The 20,939-nt window shown below is 69.1% G+C and carries 19 protein-coding genes and 5 pseudogenes; 14 read left to right on the top strand and 10 right to left on the bottom strand.

Features of this window, described 5'->3' with window-relative positions:
* The first annotated feature begins 265 nt into the window (after positions 1-265).
* The 6 genes and pseudogenes from AF335_RS35655 to AF335_RS36650 all read left to right on the top strand — a co-directional run bounded on the left by AF335_RS35655 (position 266) and on the right by AF335_RS36650 (position 2,803).
* Positions 266-694 (top strand): annotated as a pseudogene (locus AF335_RS35655) (thioredoxin domain-containing protein).
* 24 nt (positions 695-718) lie between these two features.
* Positions 719-1,003: a hypothetical protein gene (locus AF335_RS36635; RefSeq protein WP_425329117.1), complete on the top strand. Its 285-nt coding sequence runs from the start codon at positions 719-721 to the stop codon at positions 1,001-1,003.
* Between the two features lie 254 nt (positions 1,004-1,257).
* Positions 1,258-1,629, top strand: coding sequence for a hypothetical protein (locus tag AF335_RS17075; RefSeq protein ID WP_244927062.1), 372 nt, complete (start codon positions 1,258-1,260; stop codon positions 1,627-1,629).
* Positions 1,630-1,876: 247 nt separating this feature from the next.
* On the top strand, positions 1,877-2,098 hold the full coding sequence (locus AF335_RS36640) for a hypothetical protein (protein ID WP_425329118.1): 222 nt from the start codon (positions 1,877-1,879) through the stop codon (positions 2,096-2,098).
* A gap of 188 nt (positions 2,099-2,286) precedes the next feature.
* Positions 2,287-2,463: a hypothetical protein gene (locus AF335_RS36645; protein WP_425329119.1), complete on the top strand. Its 177-nt coding sequence runs from the start codon at positions 2,287-2,289 to the stop codon at positions 2,461-2,463.
* A 172-nt stretch (positions 2,464-2,635) separates the two neighbouring features.
* A complete protein-coding gene (locus AF335_RS36650) occupies positions 2,636-2,803 on the top strand; it encodes an SGNH/GDSL hydrolase family protein (RefSeq protein ID WP_425329120.1) in 168 nt (55 codons plus the stop codon).
* Positions 2,804-3,944: 1,141 nt separating this feature from the next.
* Here AF335_RS36650 and AF335_RS17085 read toward each other — a convergent pair.
* Positions 3,945-5,285, bottom strand: a complete 1,341-nt coding sequence (locus AF335_RS17085; RefSeq protein WP_170127726.1) for a cytochrome P450 — start codon at positions 5,283-5,285, stop codon at positions 3,945-3,947.
* 546 nt (positions 5,286-5,831) lie between these two features.
* On the opposite strand from AF335_RS17085, the gene AF335_RS17095 reads away from it, so the two are divergent.
* From AF335_RS17095 to AF335_RS17105, 3 genes are read left to right on the top strand one after another with little or no spacing between them, the layout of a single operon-like run.
* On the top strand, positions 5,832-7,295 hold the full coding sequence (locus AF335_RS17095) for a flavin-containing monooxygenase (protein WP_184744072.1): 1,464 nt from the start codon (positions 5,832-5,834) through the stop codon (positions 7,293-7,295).
* A gap of 25 nt (positions 7,296-7,320) precedes the next feature.
* On the top strand, positions 7,321-8,700 hold the full coding sequence (locus AF335_RS17100; protein WP_228773616.1) for an MDR family MFS transporter: 1,380 nt from the start codon (positions 7,321-7,323) through the stop codon (positions 8,698-8,700).
* Positions 8,697-9,056 (top strand): hypothetical protein, encoded by a 360-nt coding sequence (locus tag AF335_RS17105; RefSeq protein ID WP_146045542.1) that lies wholly within the window; start codon positions 8,697-8,699, stop codon positions 9,054-9,056. Before AF335_RS17100 ends, AF335_RS17105 begins: the two co-directional genes overlap by 4 nt.
* 173 nt (positions 9,057-9,229) lie before the next feature.
* Here AF335_RS17105 and AF335_RS34100 read toward each other — a convergent pair whose 3' ends face one another.
* The 5 genes and pseudogenes from AF335_RS34100 to AF335_RS35665 all read right to left on the bottom strand — a co-directional run bounded on the left by AF335_RS34100 (position 9,230) and on the right by AF335_RS35665 (position 12,175).
* Entirely contained in the window at positions 9,230-9,694 is a 465-nt protein-coding gene (locus AF335_RS34100; RefSeq protein ID WP_146045543.1) for a hypothetical protein, read from the bottom strand.
* Positions 9,695-10,088: 394 nt separating this feature from the next.
* The gene (locus AF335_RS17115; RefSeq protein ID WP_170127727.1) at positions 10,089-10,517 is read right to left on the bottom strand and encodes an outer membrane protein assembly factor BamB family protein; all 429 of its coding nucleotides are present in this window, start codon (positions 10,515-10,517) and stop codon (positions 10,089-10,091) included.
* A pseudogene (locus AF335_RS34685) lies at positions 10,465-10,914 on the bottom strand (IS5 family transposase); the annotation flags it as partial. The gene AF335_RS17115 and the pseudogene AF335_RS34685, both read right to left, overlap by 53 nt.
* A 128-nt stretch (positions 10,915-11,042) precedes the next feature.
* Positions 11,043-11,597, bottom strand: a complete 555-nt coding sequence (locus tag AF335_RS17125; RefSeq protein WP_102919281.1) for a transposase — start codon at positions 11,595-11,597, stop codon at positions 11,043-11,045.
* 209 nt (positions 11,598-11,806) lie between these two features.
* Positions 11,807-12,175 (bottom strand): helix-turn-helix domain-containing protein, encoded by a 369-nt coding sequence (locus AF335_RS35665; protein WP_244927063.1) that lies wholly within the window; start codon positions 12,173-12,175, stop codon positions 11,807-11,809.
* 152 nt (positions 12,176-12,327) lie between these two features.
* Between AF335_RS35665 and AF335_RS17135 the strand changes: the two are divergent.
* Together AF335_RS17135 and AF335_RS17140 are read left to right on the top strand one after the other, a co-directional pair.
* Positions 12,328-13,328 (top strand): annotated as a pseudogene (locus tag AF335_RS17135) (IS5 family transposase).
* A gap of 84 nt (positions 13,329-13,412) precedes the next feature.
* Positions 13,413-13,919, top strand: a complete 507-nt coding sequence (locus AF335_RS17140) for a DUF1877 family protein (RefSeq protein ID WP_102919282.1) — start codon at positions 13,413-13,415, stop codon at positions 13,917-13,919.
* A gap of 177 nt (positions 13,920-14,096) precedes the next feature.
* Here AF335_RS17140 and AF335_RS17145 read toward each other — a convergent pair whose 3' ends face one another.
* Positions 14,097-14,465, bottom strand: a complete 369-nt coding sequence (locus AF335_RS17145; RefSeq protein WP_146045545.1) for a RacP protein — start codon at positions 14,463-14,465, stop codon at positions 14,097-14,099.
* Positions 14,466-14,561: 96 nt separating this feature from the next.
* On the opposite strand from AF335_RS17145, the pseudogene AF335_RS17150 reads away from it, so the two are divergent.
* The 3 genes and pseudogenes from AF335_RS17150 to AF335_RS17160 all read left to right on the top strand — a co-directional run bounded on the left by AF335_RS17150 (position 14,562) and on the right by AF335_RS17160 (position 18,488).
* Positions 14,562-16,238, top strand: a pseudogene (locus tag AF335_RS17150) (ISAzo13 family transposase).
* A 110-nt stretch (positions 16,239-16,348) separates the two neighbouring features.
* On the top strand, positions 16,349-17,539 hold the full coding sequence (locus AF335_RS17155) for an NAD(P)/FAD-dependent oxidoreductase (RefSeq protein ID WP_102919284.1): 1,191 nt from the start codon (positions 16,349-16,351) through the stop codon (positions 17,537-17,539).
* 10 nt (positions 17,540-17,549) lie between these two features.
* Complete coding sequence (locus tag AF335_RS17160) at positions 17,550-18,488, top strand: sigma-70 family RNA polymerase sigma factor (RefSeq protein WP_102919285.1); 939 nt, start codon at positions 17,550-17,552, stop codon at positions 18,486-18,488.
* A 73-nt stretch (positions 18,489-18,561) separates the two neighbouring features.
* Here the strand turns inward: AF335_RS17160 and AF335_RS36205 are convergent, their stop codons facing one another.
* The 3 genes and pseudogenes from AF335_RS36205 to AF335_RS17175 all read right to left on the bottom strand — a co-directional run bounded on the left by AF335_RS36205 (position 18,562) and on the right by AF335_RS17175 (position 20,812).
* Positions 18,562-19,656: a thioesterase II family protein gene (locus tag AF335_RS36205; protein ID WP_425329122.1), complete on the bottom strand. Its 1,095-nt coding sequence runs from the start codon at positions 19,654-19,656 to the stop codon at positions 18,562-18,564.
* 90 nt (positions 19,657-19,746) lie between these two features.
* Positions 19,747-20,318 (bottom strand): annotated as a pseudogene (locus AF335_RS36210) (AMP-binding protein); the annotation flags it as partial.
* Positions 20,315-20,812, bottom strand: coding sequence for an AMP-binding protein (locus AF335_RS17175; protein ID WP_102919288.1), 498 nt, complete (start codon positions 20,810-20,812; stop codon positions 20,315-20,317). The gene AF335_RS17175 and the pseudogene AF335_RS36210, both read right to left, overlap by 4 nt.
* Positions 20,813-20,939 lie beyond the last annotated feature (127 nt).

Genomic DNA, 20,939 nt, shown 5'->3' on the forward strand with positions numbered 1-20,939 from the left:
GCGTCAAGCCCGACCACAACGACGACTTCACCATCTTCGTGCAGAGCACCAGCGTGAACCGGAAACTGGTGCCCCACACACGGCTGCTCCTGATGATCTGACACCCTGAAATCCCCCAGCATCCGGGCCCGGTCCGGCCGGCGCGGCCCGCTCCGTGCCCAGCACGCTTTCCGCGCGGGCCGCACGGCCCGCGGTTCACCCGCGGGAACCCCGGCGAGCGGTCCGGTCCGGAAACTTTTCCGGACCACCGGTAGCCTGCGATCCCATGACACGCTCCTGGATCCTGCCGACGCTGTTCATGCTCTGCGCTCAGCCGTGGCGCCGTACCGGCCTCAGCGGAAGCCCCGGCACGGCGCAGTGCTCCTGCCGATGTTCGTACTGCTCGCAGGCATCCACTCACCCCTGTCTTCCCGCGGCCGTCAGCGCACGGGAGGCACAGCGCCGCAGCGCGGCCGACAGCCGACCGGTCGTCTTCTGGCGGCCAGGCTGTACGTACTGCCTGCGACTGCGCCTCAAACTGGGCGCAGCGCCCGCCAGCTGCACTGGGTGAACATCTGGCGTGACCCGCCGGAGCCGCGGCGGTACGGGCGGCCACCGGCGGGGACGAAACCGTACCGACCATCGTCGTAGCAGGCCGGCCGCACATCAACCCCGACCCGCATGGGTACGCGAACAGCTCACCCCCTCGGAGTAACCGAAGGCGGTGAGACGACCGGAAGTGACCATACGCCCCGAAACGAGCGCCAGGCAGTGTGATCCGGGCATCCCGAGCTTCCAGACCGAGCCGAGAGCGCAGATGTCCACCCTGCCCCGGCTACGGCCCAAGACGTTCAACGACCTGGCGGTCGCGGTCTCCCTGATCCAGCCGGACCCATCCAGAGGCGGCTCAATCCACCCCTACCCGCACCGCCGGGCGGCTCCGGCCGGAGCAGAGGAACGGGCACCGGACGGAGGCGGCGGACACCCGACGGGGCACGGCGTACCTCGACCGGCAGACCCTTGAGTACCGCGGCGCACGCGGGCAGCGTCGGCTCGAGGCCGAGGCCCGGCATGAACACTGCGGATGGCGTACGGGCGGCGGATTCCAGTGTCTTTCCTGGCTGGATTCGGTCGGTGAACTCGGTTGTCGCTCAAGTGAATTGACGCCGTCCGGTTGAGCGGTTGAATATGCAAGAAGCTTGGTGGCCTGCCGCCCGGGCACTGTTCCACCGGGCCGCGGGCCGCTCCGACGACGTCGCTGACAAGGGAGTACCCCTCATGGCCATACGCCGGAAGAAACACCTGGCAGGCGGCTCACTCGCCGTCGCCGGTGCCGTGCTGCTGGCGGCACCGCCGCCGCCCAGCCCGCCGCGGCGGTCGACCTGCCCCACGCCCCGTGGCGTACTTCTCCGCGGGCAGCGACCTGACCGGCAGACAGACACCGGCCGACACCGGCAACACCGGCTGCCAGAACCTCCCCAGCCCGCGCTCTCCGCGGTCAACTTCACCACCTCCGACATCGAGGTCTACTACCACCACGACTGCTTCCCCGGCCTCCCCGGCAAGCCCGGCGACTGGCACTTCGGGCTCGGCAGCCTGCACTGGGCCAACTTCACCTACCCGGCCCTCAGCTACAAGACCGTCCACTAGGAAGCATCCGCCGGCGAAGCGCGGTGTGCCGGTGCCCCCGGGAGGGAAAGCCCCCCCGGGGCACCGGCACGCAAAGGTCCGTGCACGCCGCCGGTGCGGCGCGCCGGGAGGCGAACCCGCGGCGGCCCGGCCCCCGCATCCAGGACACAGCCGGCTCCCCGCGCCGGCAGGTGGAGGGGGAACAGAATCCGCGGCCCGCGCATTGGTGTTCACCTGACGGCAAGAGGCAGGAAGCGAAAGGCCCCCCATGACCACGTCGATGCGTGAGATCCCCCTGACCGGCGGGCCGGTGGAGTTCCGTGGCGCGCTGGAGCTGGAGACCACCGGGGCGGGGGTGCTGCCGCTGCGGCTGCCCGCGTGGACCCGGACGCAGTACCCGGACGCGTTCACCCGGGTGTGGCCGACATGCCCACCGGCGTCCGCCTGGTGTTCCGTACCAGGGCGCGTGCCCTGGAGCTCGACGTGCTGACCACCGTGTGGCACTTCGACGGCGAAGCGGGCCCGCTGGGGCCGGGAGCAGTGGACCTGGTGGTGGACGGGAAGCCGGCGGGCCGGGGTTCCGGTCGGCAACGTCGTACGCCTGTCCGATCCGCGGGGTGAGCAGCGGTTCGAGCCGGCGCCCGGGCACAGTGCGGTTCGGCGTGGCTCGGGGCCGGGGTGAAGGAGGTCGAGCTGTGGCTGCCGCAGCAGACCCGCACCGAACTGCTCGCATTGCGCGCCGACGCCGAAGTCGTACCGCCCGCACCCAGCGGCCGCCGCCGCTGGGTCCATCACGGCAGTTCCATCAGCCACTGCATCGAGGCCGACGCACCCACGGGCACCTGGCCGCCGTAGCCGCCACAGCCGCCGGGGCGGACCTGGTCAACCTCAGCCAGGCCGGCAACGCCATGCTCGACCCCTACGTCGCACGCACCATCCGGACACCCCCGCGGATCTGATCAGCCTCAAGGTAGGCATCAACACCGTCAACGCCGCGTCGTTCCGGCGGCGGACCTTCACTCCGGCGGTGCACGGCTTCCTCGACACGGTCCGCGACGGCCACCCCGCCACCCCACTGCTGCTGATCTCACCGATCACCTGCCCGGCGGTCGAGGACGTCCCCGGCCCCACCCTCAGCACCCGGAAGGAATCAAGGCCACCGGGAAACGCGCCGACGTGGCCCAGGGCGCCCTGACACTGAACGCCGTACGCGAAACCCTCGCCCGCATCGCCCAGGAACGCGGCAAGCACGACCGGAACCTGCACTACCTCGACGGGCGCACCCTCTTCGGCCCGGCAACGCCGGCGACCTTCCCGACGGCCTGCACCCGGACGCGGCCGGCTACCGGCGGATCGGCGAACGCTTCGCGGACACAGGGTTCGGACCCCGGGGCCCGCTCGGCCGGTAACCCCGGACACAGGCCGCACTGCACTGCACTGCGCGAAGAACAGACCGGCGCCGCCAGACGAAGACACGGACGGACCGGTACCACCAGCCCCCCCCCGCCGGCCCGGCCACCCGCGACCGGCCCGGCGGAGCATGACCGGCGGCTGCCCGTGACCGGCGGGGCATGACCGGCGGGGCGGGGCGGCCCGGCCACCCGCACCCCCTCCACCACCCCGCCCACCAGGCACCAGGCACCAGGCACCGCGTCGCCCCGGGAGGCCAGGCGGCACCGGCACCGCGGGCCCGCGGGCCTAGCCACGGGTCAGGTCCCACCTGGACAGCCGCGCCTTCCACGCTCTCCTCAAGCGCGGCTGCAAGGAGAACATCGGCAGCCACTCCCTCGTGCGGGAGGCAGCCCGCCGCGCCCGGGACAAGCACCTCACTTCCCTCGAGCTCCACCAGGACGACGACCCGGCGGCGGTGACCGCCTGGCTCGATATCCAAGGAACAACGGGCCGCCGAACTCGTCATCGAATGGCCGCGGCCCGGTGCGGCGGTGTGGGATCACGTCGGACTCGGGGGTCGAGTAGGAAGGTGCTCGCCCGGCACGGCGTCGCGCCCAAGACCATCCGCAGGGTGCTCGACGCGGCCGGCGCCCGCGACGTCGGCCGCGAGCCAGGTGGCCGCAGGCTTCCGGACAATGAGCACAGCCCGTCCCCCTGGGAAGGAGGAGCGGGCGGCCCGCCAGGTGCACCTGCCAGAGTGAGCCCGGCCCCCTGTCCTCGACTTCTCCGTGGTCGTCCTCAGCAGGTGAGGGGTACGCGTTTGTGGAGGAGGCCATGCCTTCATGGCGGCCGCCTCCGTGCTGGCACCCGCGATGCGCAAAGGGCCTCTACCGGAGGCGATGGCGCTCCCGGTCGCGGCGGAACAGCGTCTACGGGCTGAGCGGTCACACCGCCCTGCGCCGGTAGGCCACTCGGCAGGGGCCCTGCAGACAGTGCCGCCCCATCTTGCGGACCGGCCGCGGATCGGTGTCGAGCAATTCGAGGTCGAAGTCCCGTACCAGGTGCGCAATGGTGATCTTGATGTCCAGATAGGCGAACTGTTCGCCGCGGCACCGGTGCACTCCGCCGCCGAACGTCAGAATGTTCTGGGCCGCCTTGGGATCCGCAAGGTAGCGGCCGGGCCGATAGCTCAGGGGGTTGTCGAAGAGCCGGGGAAGCCGGTGGGTGAGTAGCGGCGTGATGAAGACGCGGTGGTTCCGGGGAAGGACCCAGCCGGCGACCTCGACGTCCCGGAGGGTCCGCCGCACCAGGACGGGCGGAAGAGGGTGCAGGCGCATCGTCTCCTGCACGGCGCGGTGGAGGTGGCAGAGCTTGCGGACCGTATCCGGGTCCACGGGCGCGGTGCGGGATGGGTCCGCGCCCATCTCGTCGCGCACCGCGGCCAGCTCGGCGGGGTGCCGGAGCAGGTCGGCCAGGGCCCAGGCCAGGGAGCTCGCAGTGTCGTTGTGGCTGCCGAGGGCTAGGCTCAGGACCCGGTTGGCGAGTTGTTCCCGCCGCGCTGGAATGCCCTGCTCCGCATGGAGGCGCACCAGCTCCTGGAGGATGTCGGGAGGGTCGGCGGGGTGCCGCAGGCGCTCTTCGACCAGTGTGCCCGCCGCTGTGCGGAGCCGGTCCCGGGCGCGGTGGGCGCGCAGCAAGTGCGGCGCGGGCAACCAAGCAGGCGTGACCGGGTCCAGGCCCCGGGCGAAGGCGCGGAACTCGCGCAAGGCGTAGGGTCCGAGGCGCTCCAGGATACCCGGCCCCAGGAATGCCTCGACGCCGGTCCGCAGGACGAGTTCCGCGAAGCCGGAGGTCAGCTCAAGGGTGCCCCGGTCACCGAGCCGGGCCGAGAACAGCGCCGCGTGCCGGGTCATCAGCTCCGCGCGCTGCTGAGCCGCCCGGCCGCGGAAGGGGAGCATCGTGGCGGGCAGCTGCCGTTGATACTCCTCCGGTCCGGCGACTAGGTAGAAGTCCGGCCCGAACATCTTCTTGAGGAAGTCCATGCCCTCGCCGATGGAAAGGCTGTGGCCCGTCTCGTGCAGGAACCACCGGGCCTCCTCAGGGCCCACCAGGACGGGGACGGGCTCCCGGCCCAGCAGGAGCGTGAATGCCTCCCCGTGCTCGCGGTACCCCCGCTCCAGCATCCGCACGCCGTCGCGCAGAAACTCCACACCGTGGCCCACCAACGGCCGTCCGCCCGACACCGGCGGCGGCAATGCCGCAGCGGCCATGCGCTGTCCGATCACGGCAACTACCCCCTTCTGTCGGGCCGGTGATGTCATCAGTATCGGGGCACTCGGCCACGGCTGTCAGGGCGCGCACCACGTTCAGTCCGCCCGTGCCACGAGCCGACGGCGCATGCCAGCGAGGACGTGCCCGCCGCACCTTGTGTACAGCTTCTCGGCTTGTTCTTAACCTCTTCCGAACCCCGTCGTCGAAATACGCCTCCAACTAGGCCGCCTACCTGGGCATTCGCCGGACGTTGAGGCAACCTTCGCCTGATCATGTGCTCCGACTCAGGATGCACCGATCAAGACCAAGGCCGTGAAGGTGAGTCTGTTGTTCGGCTGCATGACCGCGCGCGGGGACGAGCTGTTCGAGCTGACGGACGCGTTGTTGTGTGCGGACGAGCCAGTGACGTCCCCCGGTGCGCGGCGGCCGGATCCGCCGTTGCGCCCCTGTGCGGAGCGGGGAGCCCCGTTTGTGCGCCGGTTTGCGCTCTAACGGGGTTCCCGCACCTTTTGCCAGAGTGGTGGTGAAACGGATCGTGGGCACGTCGCAAGGGGGTCCCGGTGCCGACTGCACACCAGGAGGCAGGGGAAGCGCAGGTCGTGGTGGTCGGTGCCGGGTTCTCCGGCATCGGGGCCGCCATACAACTGCGTCAGGCAGGCTTCCGCGACCTTGTGGTGCTGGAGAAGGCTGGAGAGCTCGGCGGTACCTGGCGGGACAACACCTATCCGGGTTGTGCGTGCGACGTCCCGTCGGCGCTGTACTGCTACTCGTTCACCGGCAACCCGGGCGGGCGCAGAGTCTTCGCCGGGCAGCGGGAGATCTGCGACTATCTGCGCGCGACTGCCTGCCGGTACGGAGTCGACGAGGTGCTGCGGTGCGGGGTGGAGGTCCGACGGGCTGTCTGGGACGCATCGGCCGGGCGCTGGCTCCTGGAGACGACGGACGGTGCCTGCACGGCCCGGGCGCTGGTGCTGGCGACCGGCCCGTGGCACTGCCCACGGTGGCCCGAAATCCCCGGCCTCGGCAGCTTCCCCGGCCCGGTCCTGCACACGTCACGGTGGAACGAGTCCGTCGAGCTGTCCGGCCGGCGCGTGGCGGTGGTCGGCAGCGGTGCCTCAGCCATCCAGCTTGTCCCGGCCATCGAGGCGCGCGCGGCGGCCGTGCACCTCTTCCAGCGCACCCCCCAGTGGGTGCTGCCCAAGCCCGACGTCGCGATTCCGCCTGCCGTTAACTGGTGTCTGAGCCGTGTCCCGGGACTGCACCGAGCCGTAAGGGCAGGCCAGTACGGCATGCAGGAGGCGTTCGTCTACGCCTTCCGCCACCCGCCACTGGCACGGCTGCTGCAGAGCGCGGCGCGGGCACAGCTACGTCTGGCGGTCCGCGACCGGGAGTTGCGCCGGGTGCTCACGCCGCACTACACCATGGGCTGCAAGCGCCTGCTGTCATCGAGCACCTATTTCCCGGCACTCGCCAAGCCCCATGTGCACCTGCACCCCACCGCTGTTGTGGCCGTGGAAGGGAATGAGGTCGTGGGTGCTGACGGCACGCGGGAAGCATCGGACGCCATCATCATGGCGACGGGATTCCACATCGGTGAACTGCCGCTGGCCGGCAGGGTGCACGGCGGGGACGGCCGTACGCTCGCCGACGCCTGGCGCGGCGGACGGGAGGCATACCTCGGCACCATGGTCAGCGGGTTCCCGAATCTCTTCCTGCTGCTGGGCCCCAATCTCCTCAGCGGAGCGACGTCCGCCGTCACGGTCCTCGAAGCCCAGCTCACCTACGTCTGCGGCGCACTGCACCACCTGCGCAGAGAAGGCGCCGCTTCGCTGGACGTGGCACCGTCTGTCCAGGCGTCATACAACTCCGCGGTGCAGAAGGCACTGCGGACCACGGTGTACAACGCGGGTGGTTGTGCGAGCTATTACTTCGGCCCGGGCGGGCGGAACGACTTCTGCTGGCCCTGGTCGACCGGCAGGCTCGTCCGGCTGCTGAGCCGTTTCGATCCGGCGGCCTGCACATGACCGGGCAGCGGACACGATGACGGTGATGTTTCCGCTGATGCTCGCCTTGTTCCTGTCCAACCTCGACCAGACGATCGTTGCCGCCGCCCTGCCGAGTATCGGCGCGGACCTGAGGGCTTCCGCCGACATCTCCTGGATCGTCACGGCGTATTTGCTCACCAGCGCCGTCACAGCACTGGTCTTCGGCAAGCTCGGCGACCTGCACGGCCGCAAGAAGATCCTCCAGTTCTCCATCGTGGTCTTCCTGGCCGGCTCGCTGCTGAGCGGCACGGCCAACAGTGCGCCGCTGCTCGCCCTCTTCCGAGCCCTCCAGGGCATCGGCGGAGGAGGCATCACCTCGCTGGTGCTGGCCATCACCGGCGATCTCGCCTCACCGCGGCAACGCGCCCGGCACCAAGCCCTGCTGGGCATGACTGCCGCCCTCGCCCTTGTTACCGGACCACTGCTCGGCGGCGCGTTCTCCGAGGGGCTCTCCTGGCGCTGGATCTTCTACGTCAACCTGCCGATCGGCATCACCGCCTTCGCCATGGTTACGGCGAACCTCCACCTGCCCCGTCCCGCGCATGACAGTGGGCCGGTCGACGTTCCCGGTGCGCTGGTCGCCACCTTGTTCACCGCATCCGTGATGCTCTTCATGACGTGGGGCGGCCACGCCTACGCGTGGTCTTCGGGTGTCGTACTCGGCCTGATCGCCTTCAGTATCGTCTCTGTGCCGCTCTACGTGTACGTCGAGCACAGAACGGCCAAGCCAATCACCCCATTGCATCTGTTCCGCTCCACTGTCTTCAGCCTGGCAACGGCCCAGTTCTTCCTCGCCGCTCTGGTGCTCTTCGCCGGCATGCTGTACGTGCCCATGTTCATCCAGACCGTGCAGCACAAGTCCGCCTTCGTCGCCGGGCTGTACGACATCCCCCTCCTCCTCGGCCTGGTGGCTGCCGCCGCGATCTCCGGCCCGCTCATCACCCGGACCGGCCGTTACAAGCTCTACCCCGTGACCGGATCGGTCCTGGTGACCCTGTCGATGCTCGCCCTCAGCCACGCTGACCAGGACACGCGCCCACTCGCCATGATCGTGCCCCTTGCCGTCGCCGGCGCGGGCATCGGTTTCTTCGTGCAGGTCTGCCTGCTGGCAGGCCAGAACGCCGTCGGCTACGAGGACCTCGGTACCGCCACCGGCGTGCTGAACTTCTTCCGCACCCTCGGCGGAGCCTTCGGCGCAGCTCTCTTCGGCACGATCCTCGCAGCCGGCCTGCGCTCCCCGCGGCCGACTGCCGCCGAGAGCGTGACAGCGTTCCAGGCCGTCTTTTTCTGGACCACTCCTTCCATGGCACTGGCGCTCGTCCTGGCCTTGGTCACACAGGAGAAGCCGCTGTCGGAGGCGACCGCTGCCAGTGCCCGGTCGTGACTCGGTGCTGCCGCCCCGCCGCGCCCGCAGCACGGCGGCGCCCGAACTCCCATGCGTTCATCGACGCCCGCATCCCCACCGTAGATCTGCCCGAACCCCTCCTCGAAGTGCACGCCTGGCCCGGCTTCCTCAGCCACTTCCGCCACGTCTCCGAGACAGACAGCCGCGCCGAGAACCTGAACGGGCTCGTCGTGCACGCACCCGGTCGGCTGTGCCCCACCACCCTGCCGGAGGAACCTCCCTCTCGCGTTCCCAACTCCCGCCATGCCGCGGTGGGCGCGGCAGCCGGCATCGAGGGCCTCGTCGACGCCGCCCTGCTCATCCGTTCCCATGGCGGAGCGGCGGTCCCTCGGTGATACGCGGCGGGGCACCCTCCTTGCGCCGCTGCGGCGCATCCTCGAAGGGCTGCCGGACCCGCCTTCCTCGCTGGCTGCGGACATGCTCTCGCGCCAGCCGAGTACCAGGCCCTGGCCCTCTTCACCGCGCGGCTGGCCGTCTCCTACCTGACCGCAGGAGCACGAGCCCATGCTCATCGAGCGCGGGAAGACGGGAAGAGGGCCCTCACCCACATGGTGTGCGCCTGCGGATGACCGGCCGGGACCGGAGGACGGGAAGGGCTGCAGCCCCTGCCCCCGTGGTATCCGGAGTGGCAGGGGCTATGGCTGCGCCAGTCGGCGGGAAGTGCGAGCAGTGCCTTCTCGCGCTTGTCTGTCTCCATGCTGGGGAGTTCGGTGACGTCGCCGGCGGAGAGGTAGAGGGTGCCGCGTTCGAGGAAGGGCAGGGGCAGGGGCAGGTAGCCGGCGCGTGCTCCGTCATGGGAGGCGGCCGGGTAGCTGTGCACGGTCGTCTGCCGGCCGGTGGCGGGGTCGAATTTGACCAGGGCGCTGGGAGCGTATGGTCCTGCGGAGCTGTAGGCGAGGACGTCAGGGTCGTTGGCGACCACGGTGCTGAATGCCTGCGACTTTTCGGGGGTGGGGTTCTGCTCCCAGAGCATTTTCCTGTCTCCCCGCCCCAGGCGATCATCTTGTTGCTGCCCTTGGAGTCGGATTCCTTCTTGTCCGCGACGATGAAGATGTTCCGGCCCTTGATCTGCACCTCAGACAACGGGCTGCCGTCGCCCTCGTTGTGGAGGTACGCGCCGTCAGTGGCGGGGGCGAGGCGGGTGCGCAGGCGGCCGTTGTCGTCGATGACGAGCGGCTCCAGGCCGCCGGAGAAGGAGTTCGCGGTGGAGTCGTGGACGATGACCGGGCTGGTGGAGAGGATTCTCGCGAGCAGGCCGCCCCGTTCGCTGAGCCGGTAGGTCCACTTCGCGTGGCCGGTGGCGGTGTCGACGGCGGCGACGTCGTAGTCCTGGTTGAAGTCCCCCACGTTGCAGTGCTGGATCCGGATCAGCTGGCGGCCGCCGGTGTACTCCTGCCTCCCGGCAGACGTCCCGGGGGGGATTTCAGGTCGAAAGCAGTGGGGCTGGTGTCCTTCCACAACTCTTTCCCGTCGCTGACGCGGTAGGCGGTGGCCAGGTGTTTCTCGGCGGAGACGACGACGGTGTCCCCGGAGCGGGCGATGCGAGTGCCGCCGCTGGGCGCCCATTCATCAGCGTCGATCTGGTGCTGCCACAGGGGCTTTCCGGAGGTGAGGTCGACGGCGTAGAAGGTGTGGCAGTCCTCTCCGTTGCCGTAGGCCAGGACCGCGATGTTGCTGGTGGCATCGGTGGACGCCTGGCACATGACCGTCCCTGACCCGGGGGTGGGGGCGTCCCACAGACGGGTGCCGTCGCGCCGGTCGAGGGCCACGATCTCGTCCGCCTGTGCCTTGACCACCGCCCGGTCGGTGAACCAGATGCCGCGGCCCCTTTGAGGTGGAGGACGGGGGCGGGTCGGTGCGGGCGCCGGCCGCATGCTGGTGTGCGCGGACGATGGTGAAGTCGACCGAGATGTCCCAGTCGATCTCCCCAGCCGCGTCGGCTTCGGCCTGGACCTGCTGGAGCAGACGTTCCCAGGTGCCATCGGCCGACCACAGCCGGTGGCGTTCGTAGATGGTCTTCCACAGACCGAACCGCTCTGGCAGATCGCGCCGCTGCTCTCCGGTCCGCACCCGGTGCAAAATCCCGTCAATCACCTGCCGATGGTCCCGCCACCTGCCGCAACGCCTGTTGCTGACCGGCAGGAACGGCCGCAGCCGTTCCCACTCGGCATCAGTCAGATCACCCCGCCCCATACCCCTACTCAACGAGCAGCCCATGCTGGAGTACGGGCGCTTACGCTCGGGGAATGGATCATAACGAGAAGATGGCGCATCTGGAGTGGTGGGCCAACCAGTCCACCTGCCTAGTAGTGCTCGATTCCTCAAAGGCGGTACTCGAAACGGCGCCGGAGCTGGCGTGTTGGTGGTGGAGGGCGGCCCCAGATCCAGGGTTTGGCGCGTGCGTTGAGCTGGGCGGTGGCGGCTCTCGTTGCGTGGTCGATTTCGTCGGGGTCGGCGAAGGGCTGTCCGGCCAGGGCCGCCTTGCGGAAGAGGCGCCACCAGCCTTCCTGAAGGTTGAGCCAGCACGCGCCGACCGGGATGAAGACGTGATGGATGCGGGGGTGGTCCTCCAGCCATTCGCGGGTGGCCTTGCTGTTATGGGAGGAGAGGTTGTCGGTGACGACCACGATGTCACCCGTGAGATTGGCGTCCTCCAGCAGTTGGAGGAACTTCTGGTAGTTGACGCTGTTGCGGAAGGCCGCGGGCATGGTGATCTCCTGGCCGTCGGCCGGCCGCAGGCCGCCGCAGACCCAGGTCTTCTCCGGCCTGCGGCTGTAGTCGAGCTCGGCCTTGACGCGGTGGCCGTCCGGTAACCAGCCCGGTGCGGGCGGGAAGGTGCGCGGGATGACGGGGCCGAGCTCGTCCGCGCAGATCACCGTGGCACCCTCCGGCGGGTCCGTGTACAGGCCGACGATCCGGGTCCTTTTGGGGAGAACTCCGGATCACGGCTGGTGATCCAGGAACGGGTACGACGCCAGCGGACACCCTCGGCCAGCAGGATCCTGCGGACCTGGGAGCGCTGGATGTCGATACCCTGGCGCCGGGCCGCCTCGGTGAGAGTGTCCAGGGCCCACTCGCCCGGGGCTCACTCGTCCTCGACCGCCAGGTCACCCCAAGGCTCCCTCACCAGCCGGCCCGGAGGGTCACAGCGGGCCAGCTCGATGATCCGCGAGCGTTCGGCCTCGGTGATACGCCTTTTGCGGCCGCATCCGGGGCAGTCTCCGAGCCCTTCCAAGCCCTGGACGCTGAACCGGTGCAGCCACTTGCGCACCGTCTTGTGATGACACCCGAGCCGGGACGCTAGGGCAGGGACACGGTGCCCTTCCCCGCTCAGCACGACGATCCTCACCCACAGGATCCAGTCCGCCGGAGCATGCCGGGCACCGGCCAGCCTCCGGACTTCCCCCTCCTCGACCACATCCGACGCCGGACGGGCCAACAACAGCTTCGGCACAGCAACTCGCCCCCGAGAAGCCCGGACCGACACCCCCACACCTCTACATCTACCCCGCCAAAACGGAATCGAGCACTAGGGCGTGTATCGGATTGTGATCAGTTTGTTCGATTCGACCTCATGGTGGGTCCTGGTCCGGTAGACCGTCATATGTGACGAGAGCGCAACTGACGGATGTGGAGTGGGAGTTCATCGAGCCCTTCCTGCCGGTAGGCAGGTTCGGGCCTTACCCCGAGCGGTTGCGGCAGCAGTTCGAGGGCGTGATCTGGCGGTTTCGTACGGGTGGGCAGTGGCGGGAGATGCCGTCCGAGTTCGGCGCCTGGCCGACTGTCCACAACCGCTTCCGTCAGTGGAGGGACGCCGGTGTCTTCGAAGCCCTGCTGGAGGCCTCGATCGCACAGGCGGCGAGGCGGGGTGAGGTGGACGTGTCCCTGGTCAGCGTGGACTCCACCACGGTCAGGGCTCACCACGACGCCGCCGGGATGCATCTGGACCCCGGCGTCCTTGCCGCCCTGGAGAAAGCCTCAGCCGAAGAGGGGAAGGCCCGGCAAAAGGGGGTGGCCCGGAAGAACAAGACGGACACGGTGGAGATGGCCTCGAGCGGGAGGCACGACGCCGCATCCGGCGCCGTCACCAGGTCCGTTTGAAAGCCGCCCTGCTCGGACGTTCCAGAGGCGGCCAGACCAGCAAGATCCACCTCGCCAGCGATCGAAAGTGCCGCCCGCTGGCCATCGTGCTGACCGCGGGACAGGCCGCCGACAGCCCGCAGTTCATCCCCGTGCTGAAGAAGGTACGCATCCGGCAGAGCATCGGCCGCCCTCGCACCCGGCCTGACGCGGTCGCCGCGGACAAGGCCTACTCCTCCCGCGGCAACCGCGCTCATCTGCGGAAACGACGCATCAAAGCAGTCATCCCAGAGAAGAAGGACCAGGCCGCCAACCGGAAGAAGAAAGGCAGCACCGGCGGCCGGCCCGTCAGCTTCGACCCCGATCTCTACAAAGAACGCAACACCGTCGAGCGTCTGATCAACAAAATGAAGGCCTGGCGAGGCATCGCCACTCGATACGACCAAACCCCGGCAAGCTACCTCGCCGGCCTCCACCTCCGTGCCGCGATGATCTGGATCAAAGACCTCACCCGCAGCACCTCTTGATCACAACCCAATACGTTCCCTAGACGCGCCCAGCGACCTCGGCCCGGTTTCCCCAGCACAGGCCGCCACGGGAATACTGAGTACATGGCCGTGACACAACAACTCGCCCGAGTGAGCGGGGCATACATCACTCGGTGCCGCGCTTCGGCAGCAGTCAGCCCAGACGCTGATCCCGAGTGGGACCCGCCTGCCGAGGATTGGATCGACCTCGACTGGTCCCCGCGCTTTCTCCGCGATGCCTGCGAGCTCGCAGGGGTGGATTCGCCCACGTTGGAGGCCCTCAACTATGCGCTGAACGGTGATGCGAGCGTCGACGTGTCGGTGCTGAGCCATCCGGAAGCAACAGGTGGCTTCGGGCCCACTCCCACGGCTCTCACGCCGGCCTCCGTGGCCGACGTCGCAGCGAAACTTGCTGGGCTGGACTGGGACAGGGTGATGGCCGAGATTCCGGCAGACTGCCGCGAAACCATCGCTGGCGGCGACTTCAGCGGTGACCCATTGGCCTACCTGACGACCCACTTCATGGCGCTGAGGGACTTCTACGTGGAGGCCGCACAACGAGGGCTGTTCGTCGTTTCGTGGTGGGACTGAAGGAGATTCCTCGTAGTTCAGAGAAGGTGCGATGAGTGCCCATTCTTCGTCGGTGGTGTCGGAAGGATAGCGGAATGCGCGCATAGAGAAGGAGAAGGGGCCGGTCCCGGGGATGCGGCCGACGGGCCGGGACCGGCCCCTCCTTCTCCTTCGTGGTGGTGCGGTCCGCCGCTTCGGCTACTGGATCTGCGGGCGGGCGATCATGTCCAGTGCGCTTTGGACCGCGTTCATCTGGGCGACGACGCACTTCACCCAGCGGCTCTTGGGAAAGAGCTTGGCGTGCGGTGCCAGGACACCGGTGATGACCCGACTGATCTGCGTGAACTTCACGTCAGCCCACTGCTGTTCCCACTCCTCCAGCGCGTCGAGGTCCAGGCAGAAGTGGTAGCCGTGCTCACCCGACCACACCAGCGGCGGCCAGTCCTTCTCCCCGGCCAGTTCACGGAAGGCGGCCAGCCCGCGGACCAGCTGGGACCCGGGCAACTCGGTGACCGCCATCAGCCGGGGCTTCTTCAGGCCGGCCGGGGTTTCGACTGCCCAAGACAAGCCCAAGCGCCTACCGGAGGCCCAGCCACCCACCCCGCTTAAGGGATCGCAGAGAATCAACGTGTTGCTTTCCTCTCTGACGCTCGTTGATGTGGTATGGGCATATCGAAGTCGGTGCACGAGCAACTCGCGGTGAGGTTCGCGGTGTTGTTCCCGCACCTGGATGAACGGCAGCGTCGGTTGGTGATGGGGGCCGAGGCCCGCATCCTGGGACATGGTGGGATCCGGGCTGTTGCCCGGGCCGCTCAGGCCAGCGAAGCCACTGTCCGCAAAGGCGTTGTCGAGCTCGAGGCCGGGGAAGCCCCGCTGGGCCGAGTCCGCCGGCCAGGCGGAGGCAGGAAGAAGGCCGCCGAGCTGGACGCGGGCTTGCGGCCCGCACTGCTTGCCCTGGTCGAGCCCGATATGCGGGGCGATCCGATGTCGCCTCTACGTTGGACGGTGAAGTCGACCAGAACACTCGCCGCCGAACTCACCCGCCAGGGGCACCGTGTCTCGGCCGACACCGTCGGCGACCTGCTGCGTGAGGAAGGCTTCAGTCTGCAGGCCAACGCCAAGACAATCGAAGGCCAGCAACATCCGGACCGCGATGCCCAGTTCCGTTACCTCAACGAGCGAGCCCGCGATCACCGGGACGCAGGAGACCCGGTGATCAGTGTGGACACCAAGAAGAAGGAGTTGGTCGGCGACTACAAGAACACCGCGGGAGTGGCAGCCCATGGGCGAACCGGTAAAGGTCAAAACCCATGACTTCCCCGGTCAGGCTGACAAGGCAATCCCCTACGGCATCTATGACACGGTCGCGAACACCGGCTGGGTCAACGTCGGTACTGACCACGACACCGCTGCCTTCGCCGTCGCCTCCATCCGCCGCTGGTGGCAGGCCCGCGGCCGGCACGACTACCCACGGGCCCGGCGATTGCTGATCACCGCCGATGCCGGGGTTCCAACGGTTACCGCACCCGCGGCTGGAAGACTCAGCTGGCCGCCCTCGCCGCCGAAACCAACCTTGAGATCACCGTGTGCCACCTGCCACCCGGGACATCGAAGTGGAACAAGATTGAGCACCGGCTCTTCTCCCACATCACCATGAACTGGCGTGGCAGACCCCTGACCAGCCACGAAGTCATTGTCCAGAGCATCGCCGCGACCACGACCCGCACCGGCCTGACAGTCCACGCCGAACTCGATACCAACCCCTACCCCACCGGCATCCAGGTCAGCGACGAGGCCATCGCCGCCCTGCCGATCACCCGGCACCGCTTCCACGGCGACTGGAACTACACCCTTCACCCCCAACCTCACGTGAACGAGACACCGGTCAACAGCACAGCGGACCAGGCGCCGGCGAGCACACCACATCGCCTGACGCCGCATTCACTGCAGGCCCCGGAACTGACCGGAATGCCCCGCGAGCAGCTCAGTGAGCTGATCGACACTCTGACGCCCCAGCTGGAACTGCAACGCGAGCGGACACTCCGCATCCGCCGAGGTCATGAGCGCCTGGTGGCCCCCGGCACAGGAGCCAAAGCCAAGCTCGCTCCAGCCGACCGGGTCCTGGCCACCGTGCTCCACCAGCGCAAGCTCGCCACCATGGACCTCCTCGGTCAGCTCTTCGGTGTCACCGCCATGACCATCAGCCGCGCAAACCAGGAAGTCCGCCCCCTCCTGGAAACGCACGGCCATCACATCAACGCCTCCACCGCCCGATTCCGCACACCCACCGACATCACGACGTTCCTCGCTTCCAGCCCCACCCAAGCCAAGATCAAGTAAGCATGTTGATTCTCTGCGATCCCTAAGTGACCCGCGTCACAGCCGACTCCTGTCAGCAATCGGGGCGCCGTCTCGTTCAAGGGGCACGCGAACGAGACAGGAGCCACGCTATGAAGCACCGCATCGTCGTACTCGGCGCCGGATACGCCGGGGCCTTCGCCGCCGGAAACCTGGCCCGCCGGCTTTCCCCCGCCGACACCGAGATCACCGTCGTCAACGCCGTGCCCGACTTTGTTGAGCGGATGCGGCTCCACCAGCTCGCGGTCGGCCAGGACTTCGCGTTCCGCAAGCTCGCCGACGTATTCGCGGGCACCGGGGTGCACTTGCGCCTGGCGCGCGTCACCGGCGTCGACCCCGAGCGCAGGACCGTCGCCGTGACCGGCGAGGACGGCAACGGCGAGCTCGCGTACGACACGCTTCTCTACGCGCTCGGCAGCTCCGTAGCCCACCATGGCGTCCCCGGCGTGCCCGAGTATGCCTTCGATGTGACCGGCCTGCCCTCGGCGCTGCGTCTGCGCGAGCGCCTGGCCGGCCTGGGCGAGGGCGGCACCGTGCTGGTCGTCGGCGAGGGGCTGACCGGCATCGAGGCCGCCACCGAGTTCGCCGAGTCCCGGCCCGATCTCTCGGTCGTGCTCGCTGCCCGTGGCGAGCTGGGCGCCTGGCTCTCCCCGAAGGCCCGCCGTCACCTGCGCCAGGCCTTCGACCGGCTCGGCATCACCGTCCACGAGCACACCGGCATCGAGGCCGTCAAGCCGGCACGGGCGATCGCCGCCGACGGCAGGTCCATCCCGGCCGATGTGACGGTGTGGTCGGCCGGGTTCGCCGTGCACCCCATCGCGGCCGCCAGCGGCCTGGAGATAGCCGAGACCGGCCAGATCGTCGTCGACCGCACCATGCGCTCCGTCTCGCACCCGGACGTCTACGCCGCCGGTGACTGCGCCTACGCCATCGGCGAGAACGGCCGACCGCTGCCGATGTCCTGTGCCTCGGCCGGCTTCACCAACATGCAGGCGACCGCCGCCATCATCGCGCGCCTGACGGGCGGCAAGGTCCCGACCACCGGCCTGAAGTACTACGGCAACCACATCAGCCTCGGGCGGCGAGACGCGATCTTCCAGATGGTGGACGAGGACGTCCGGTCGAAGTCCTGGTACCTGGGCGGCCGGACCGCCGCGCGGCTCAAGTCGGGCGTCCTCAAGGGAGCCGGGTGGAGCATCGCCCACCCGACCTTCGGCATGCCGAAGCGCAAGCACCGCCTGGCCACCACGCCCGACCAGCCCTGTGCGAAGGTCGCCGCATAGGCTGCTCCGCATGGACAGTGCAGCCATCGATCGGTTCGAGGCCGGCCGGAGCCGGCTGGCCTCGCTCGCGTACCGTCTGCTCGGCTCGGCGGCCGACGCCGAGGATGCCGTGCAGGACGCGTTCTTGCGCTGGCAGGCCGCGGACCGGGAACGTATCGAGGTGCCGGAGGCCTGGCTGACCAAGGTCGTCACCAACCTCTGCCTCGACCGGCTCCGCTCGGCGCAGGCGCGCCATGAGCGCGCTGCCGGAGACTGGCTGCCCGAGCCGCTCCTCGAGGGCGACCCCATGCTCGGCCCTGCCGATACTTTCGAGCAGCGCGAATCGGTGTCCTTAGCCGTACTGACCCTCATGGAGCGCCTCTCGCCGGTCGAGCGGGCCGCTTACGTCCTGCGCGAGGCATTCTCGTACCCGCACGCCGAGATCGCCGGGATCCTCGACATCACCGAGTCCGCGAGCCAGCAGCATGTCCACCGGGCCCGACGCCGGGTCGCCGCCGAGCGCCGCGGCGGCGACGAGGTGGACCCCGCGTCCGCGCGCCGGATCACCGAGGAGTTCCTCGCCGCCGCCGTGTCGGGGCGCACCGAACGGCTGGTGGCAATGCTCACCGCCGACGTGATCGCGGTCTCGGACGGTGCCGGACTGGCCAGGCGGCTGCTACGGTACAGGACGCGCGAGCGTGTCGCCTCCTACGTGCGGGCCGGCTTCAAGCCCACTCCGGCGAAGCGACGGCTGGCCGGCGGCTCCCCTGCGTTCCACATCGCGCTGGTCAACGGCTCCCCGGCCGTCGTCGCCGTGGTCGACGACCGGGTCGTGGGCGCCGTGGCGTTCGAAGTCAGCGACGGCAAGGTCGCGTCCCTGCGCGGCATCGCCGCCGCGGACCGGCTCGCGCGCCTCAACGAGGCCTGGCGGCAGCACGAACCCGACGCGCCGGTCATCAACGCATGGTGACCAGAGCCACCGGAATCCAGTGACCTGAGCCGGAGCGAGGCGCCGGCGCAGCCATCAAAGCGCGCCGCGGAGACTACCGGCGCAGGCCAGGGCCTGAGACGACGGTCGGGGGGTGGGGTGGCAGGGCTCGGACGGTGGCCATCCCCGCCGTCAGATTCGCCGCCGTAGCACGGTCAGGCCGGCCTGCCGCATCAATGTGAAACGACCACGTTGAGCGGACCGTCTGCCCCTTCCACTGCGTCAGGTACTGCTCGCACGGGTGATCCACCCGCACCCCAGCCCCCGCAGGCTGCCGCCGGAGCTGGTGCAACGGTGGTGCGCTGTACGGCAGATGGGGGGCGGGTGCGGATGCGACAACAAGAACACGGGGGCCGGGATGCCCCCGCTGGGTGAGCCAGTGCGCGGTCTCGAAGGCCAGCAGCGCGCCCAGGCTGTGCCCGAAGAAACCCCACGGCACACTGTCATCCCGGCCGGCCAAGGCGGGGCCGAGCATCTCGGCCACGGACTGCGCGCTGCGCAGCGGCGGTTCGCTCAGGCGGTTGTCCCGGCCGGGCAGCCGTACCGCGGCGATCTGGACACCTTCCGGAGCCGCGGTGGCCCAGCTCCCCGTCCCGAGCTGTTTCCTCGCGGTCACGTGCGGCACCGGGGAACCGAGGGGCTCGGCGAGCGGATGTCCGGCTGGTGGTTGCTTCCGCGGCCGAAGGGGACCGGCCGCCGGGCGTGCGGGAGCATACGCGGCGCCGTCCCGGGCCACGGCCACCCGGCGCAGGGCGATGTCATGCGCGGCCTGCCGGTCCAGCTTTCCGCCCACGGTGCGCGGCAGCGCAGGAACGGTCAGCACGTAGGCGGGAGTCATGTAGGACGGCAGCCGGGCACCACACCAGGCGTGCGACTCGTCTTCCAGACCGGCCGCTTCCATCCCGCAGGCGACCAGGGCGACCAAGCGGGTGCTCAGGTCTCCGCCTACGGGCACGATGAGAGCCTCCTCCACCTTGGGATGCGCGGTCAGATGCGCCTCGATCTCCTCCGGTTCCACCCGGTTGCCACCGACCTTGACCTGAAGATCCCTGCGGCCCGCGAAGCTGAACAGCCCACCCGGCTCCCGGCGCAGCAAGTCGCCGGTGCGCAGGACGCGCTCACCGCACCGGGGCCGTCCCGGCAGCGGCACCAGGGCCCGACGGGTGGCATCGGGGTCCTGCCAGTATCCGCAGAACAACGCGGTGCTCCGCAGGAAGAGCTCACCAACCCCGCCGGTGCCGACTGCACAGCCCGCCTCGTCGAGTACGAGCATCTCCGCGCCGGGATACGCGGGACCGACCGGCACCTGCCGCAGGTCGTCCGGGAACGGATCGGGCAGTTCCAGGAAAGAGCAGGCGATCGACTCCGACTGCCCGAAGACGTTGATCAGCCGCACCCCCGGCCGTGCCCGCCGCAGCGCATGCACCAGAGCGACAGGATAGGACTCGCCACCGAGCAACACCCCCGCAGACAGGTGCATGCACGCAGCGCGTCCGCAGCATGCCTCAGCACCGGCGGCCAGATCGAGGGGACACCACTCACCCAGGTGCCCCGCTGGCGCGCCAGATAGCCCACGAAACGCCGAGGGTGACGCAGCAGCATCCGCGGGACCTGGACCACCGTCGCGCCCGCACCCGCCGCCCACCCGAGGTCGAGCAGCGAGAAGTCGAAGTTCAGCGGGGCGAAAGAAACGATGCGGTCCTGGGAAGAGACCGGCGCCTGCCAGGCCATCCCGCGAAAGAAGGCCAACGCCGCCCGGTGAGTCATCATGATGCCCTTGGGCCGCCCGGTGGTACCCGAAGTGAAGATCACGTAGGCAACGTCATCCTCCTCGGCGCGCCGAGGACGTGCTCCGGGTACCCCGGGACACGGCCCGACACAGCCACCCGGCCGACTGACAGATACATGTGCACCGGGACGCCGGGAGCTGCTTCTTGTCCGGCGGCTACGGCATAGGCCGAAGGCCTGACCGCCTCAATGATCGCCGCCTTGCGGATCTGCGGAGCATCCGGAGCGACCGGTACATAGACGGTGCCCAGCCGCGAGCACGCCACCAGGACCACCACCGCCTGCGGGACCGGATCGCATTCGACCACGACCCTGTCCCCACGGCCGATCCCACGCTCCGCGAGCTCCCGAGCCAAGTCTTCCGCGCCGAGCGCCAAATTCTCGTAGGTCAGGCACTCGTCCTCCCGCAGCACTGCCGCGCGACCAGGCCGGGCCAGTCCTGCCTGCAAGAAGTACTCGCCAACGGTCTGGGGGCGGCTGCTCGGTGCACTGTGGATGAGCGCATTTCTGTCGCACATCGCCTATCCCTGCCTGTCTCAGCCCCGATTCCCCTCCCCGCCCCTGCTGCCGTGGCTCTCTCGTCCCGGCGGCAGCTACCCACAGCAGCCCCCACCAGCGGTTCATTTTTCAACTTGAGCCATTCCC

It is taken from the genome of Streptomyces eurocidicus, assembly GCF_002891295.1.
In the GTDB taxonomy this organism is placed as follows: Bacteria; Actinomycetota; Actinomycetes; order Streptomycetales; family Streptomycetaceae; genus Streptomyces; species Streptomyces eurocidicus.

Excerpts from the sequence above, each read along its gene's own strand:
- AF335_RS17075 (WP_244927062.1), top strand. The coding sequence starts at position 1,258 with ATGGCCATACGCCGGAAGAAACACCTGGCAGGCGGCTCACTCGCCGTC.
- AF335_RS36640 (WP_425329118.1), top strand. The coding sequence starts at position 1,877 with ATGACCACGTCGATGCGTGAGATCCCCCTGACCGGCGGGCCGGTGGAG.
- AF335_RS17100 (WP_228773616.1), top strand. The coding sequence starts at position 7,321 with ATGTTTCCGCTGATGCTCGCCTTGTTCCTGTCCAACCTCGACCAGACG.
- AF335_RS34100 (WP_146045543.1), bottom strand. The coding sequence starts at position 9,694 with ATGCTCTGGGAGCAGAACCCCACCCCCGAAAAGTCGCAGGCATTCAGC.
- AF335_RS17140 (WP_102919282.1), top strand. The coding sequence starts at position 13,413 with ATGGCCGTGACACAACAACTCGCCCGAGTGAGCGGGGCATACATCACT.
- AF335_RS17155 (WP_102919284.1), top strand. The coding sequence starts at position 16,349 with ATGAAGCACCGCATCGTCGTACTCGGCGCCGGATACGCCGGGGCCTTC.
- AF335_RS17160 (WP_102919285.1), top strand. The coding sequence starts at position 17,550 with ATGGACAGTGCAGCCATCGATCGGTTCGAGGCCGGCCGGAGCCGGCTG.
- AF335_RS17175 (WP_102919288.1), bottom strand. The coding sequence starts at position 20,812 with ATGTGCGACAGAAATGCGCTCATCCACAGTGCACCGAGCAGCCGCCCC.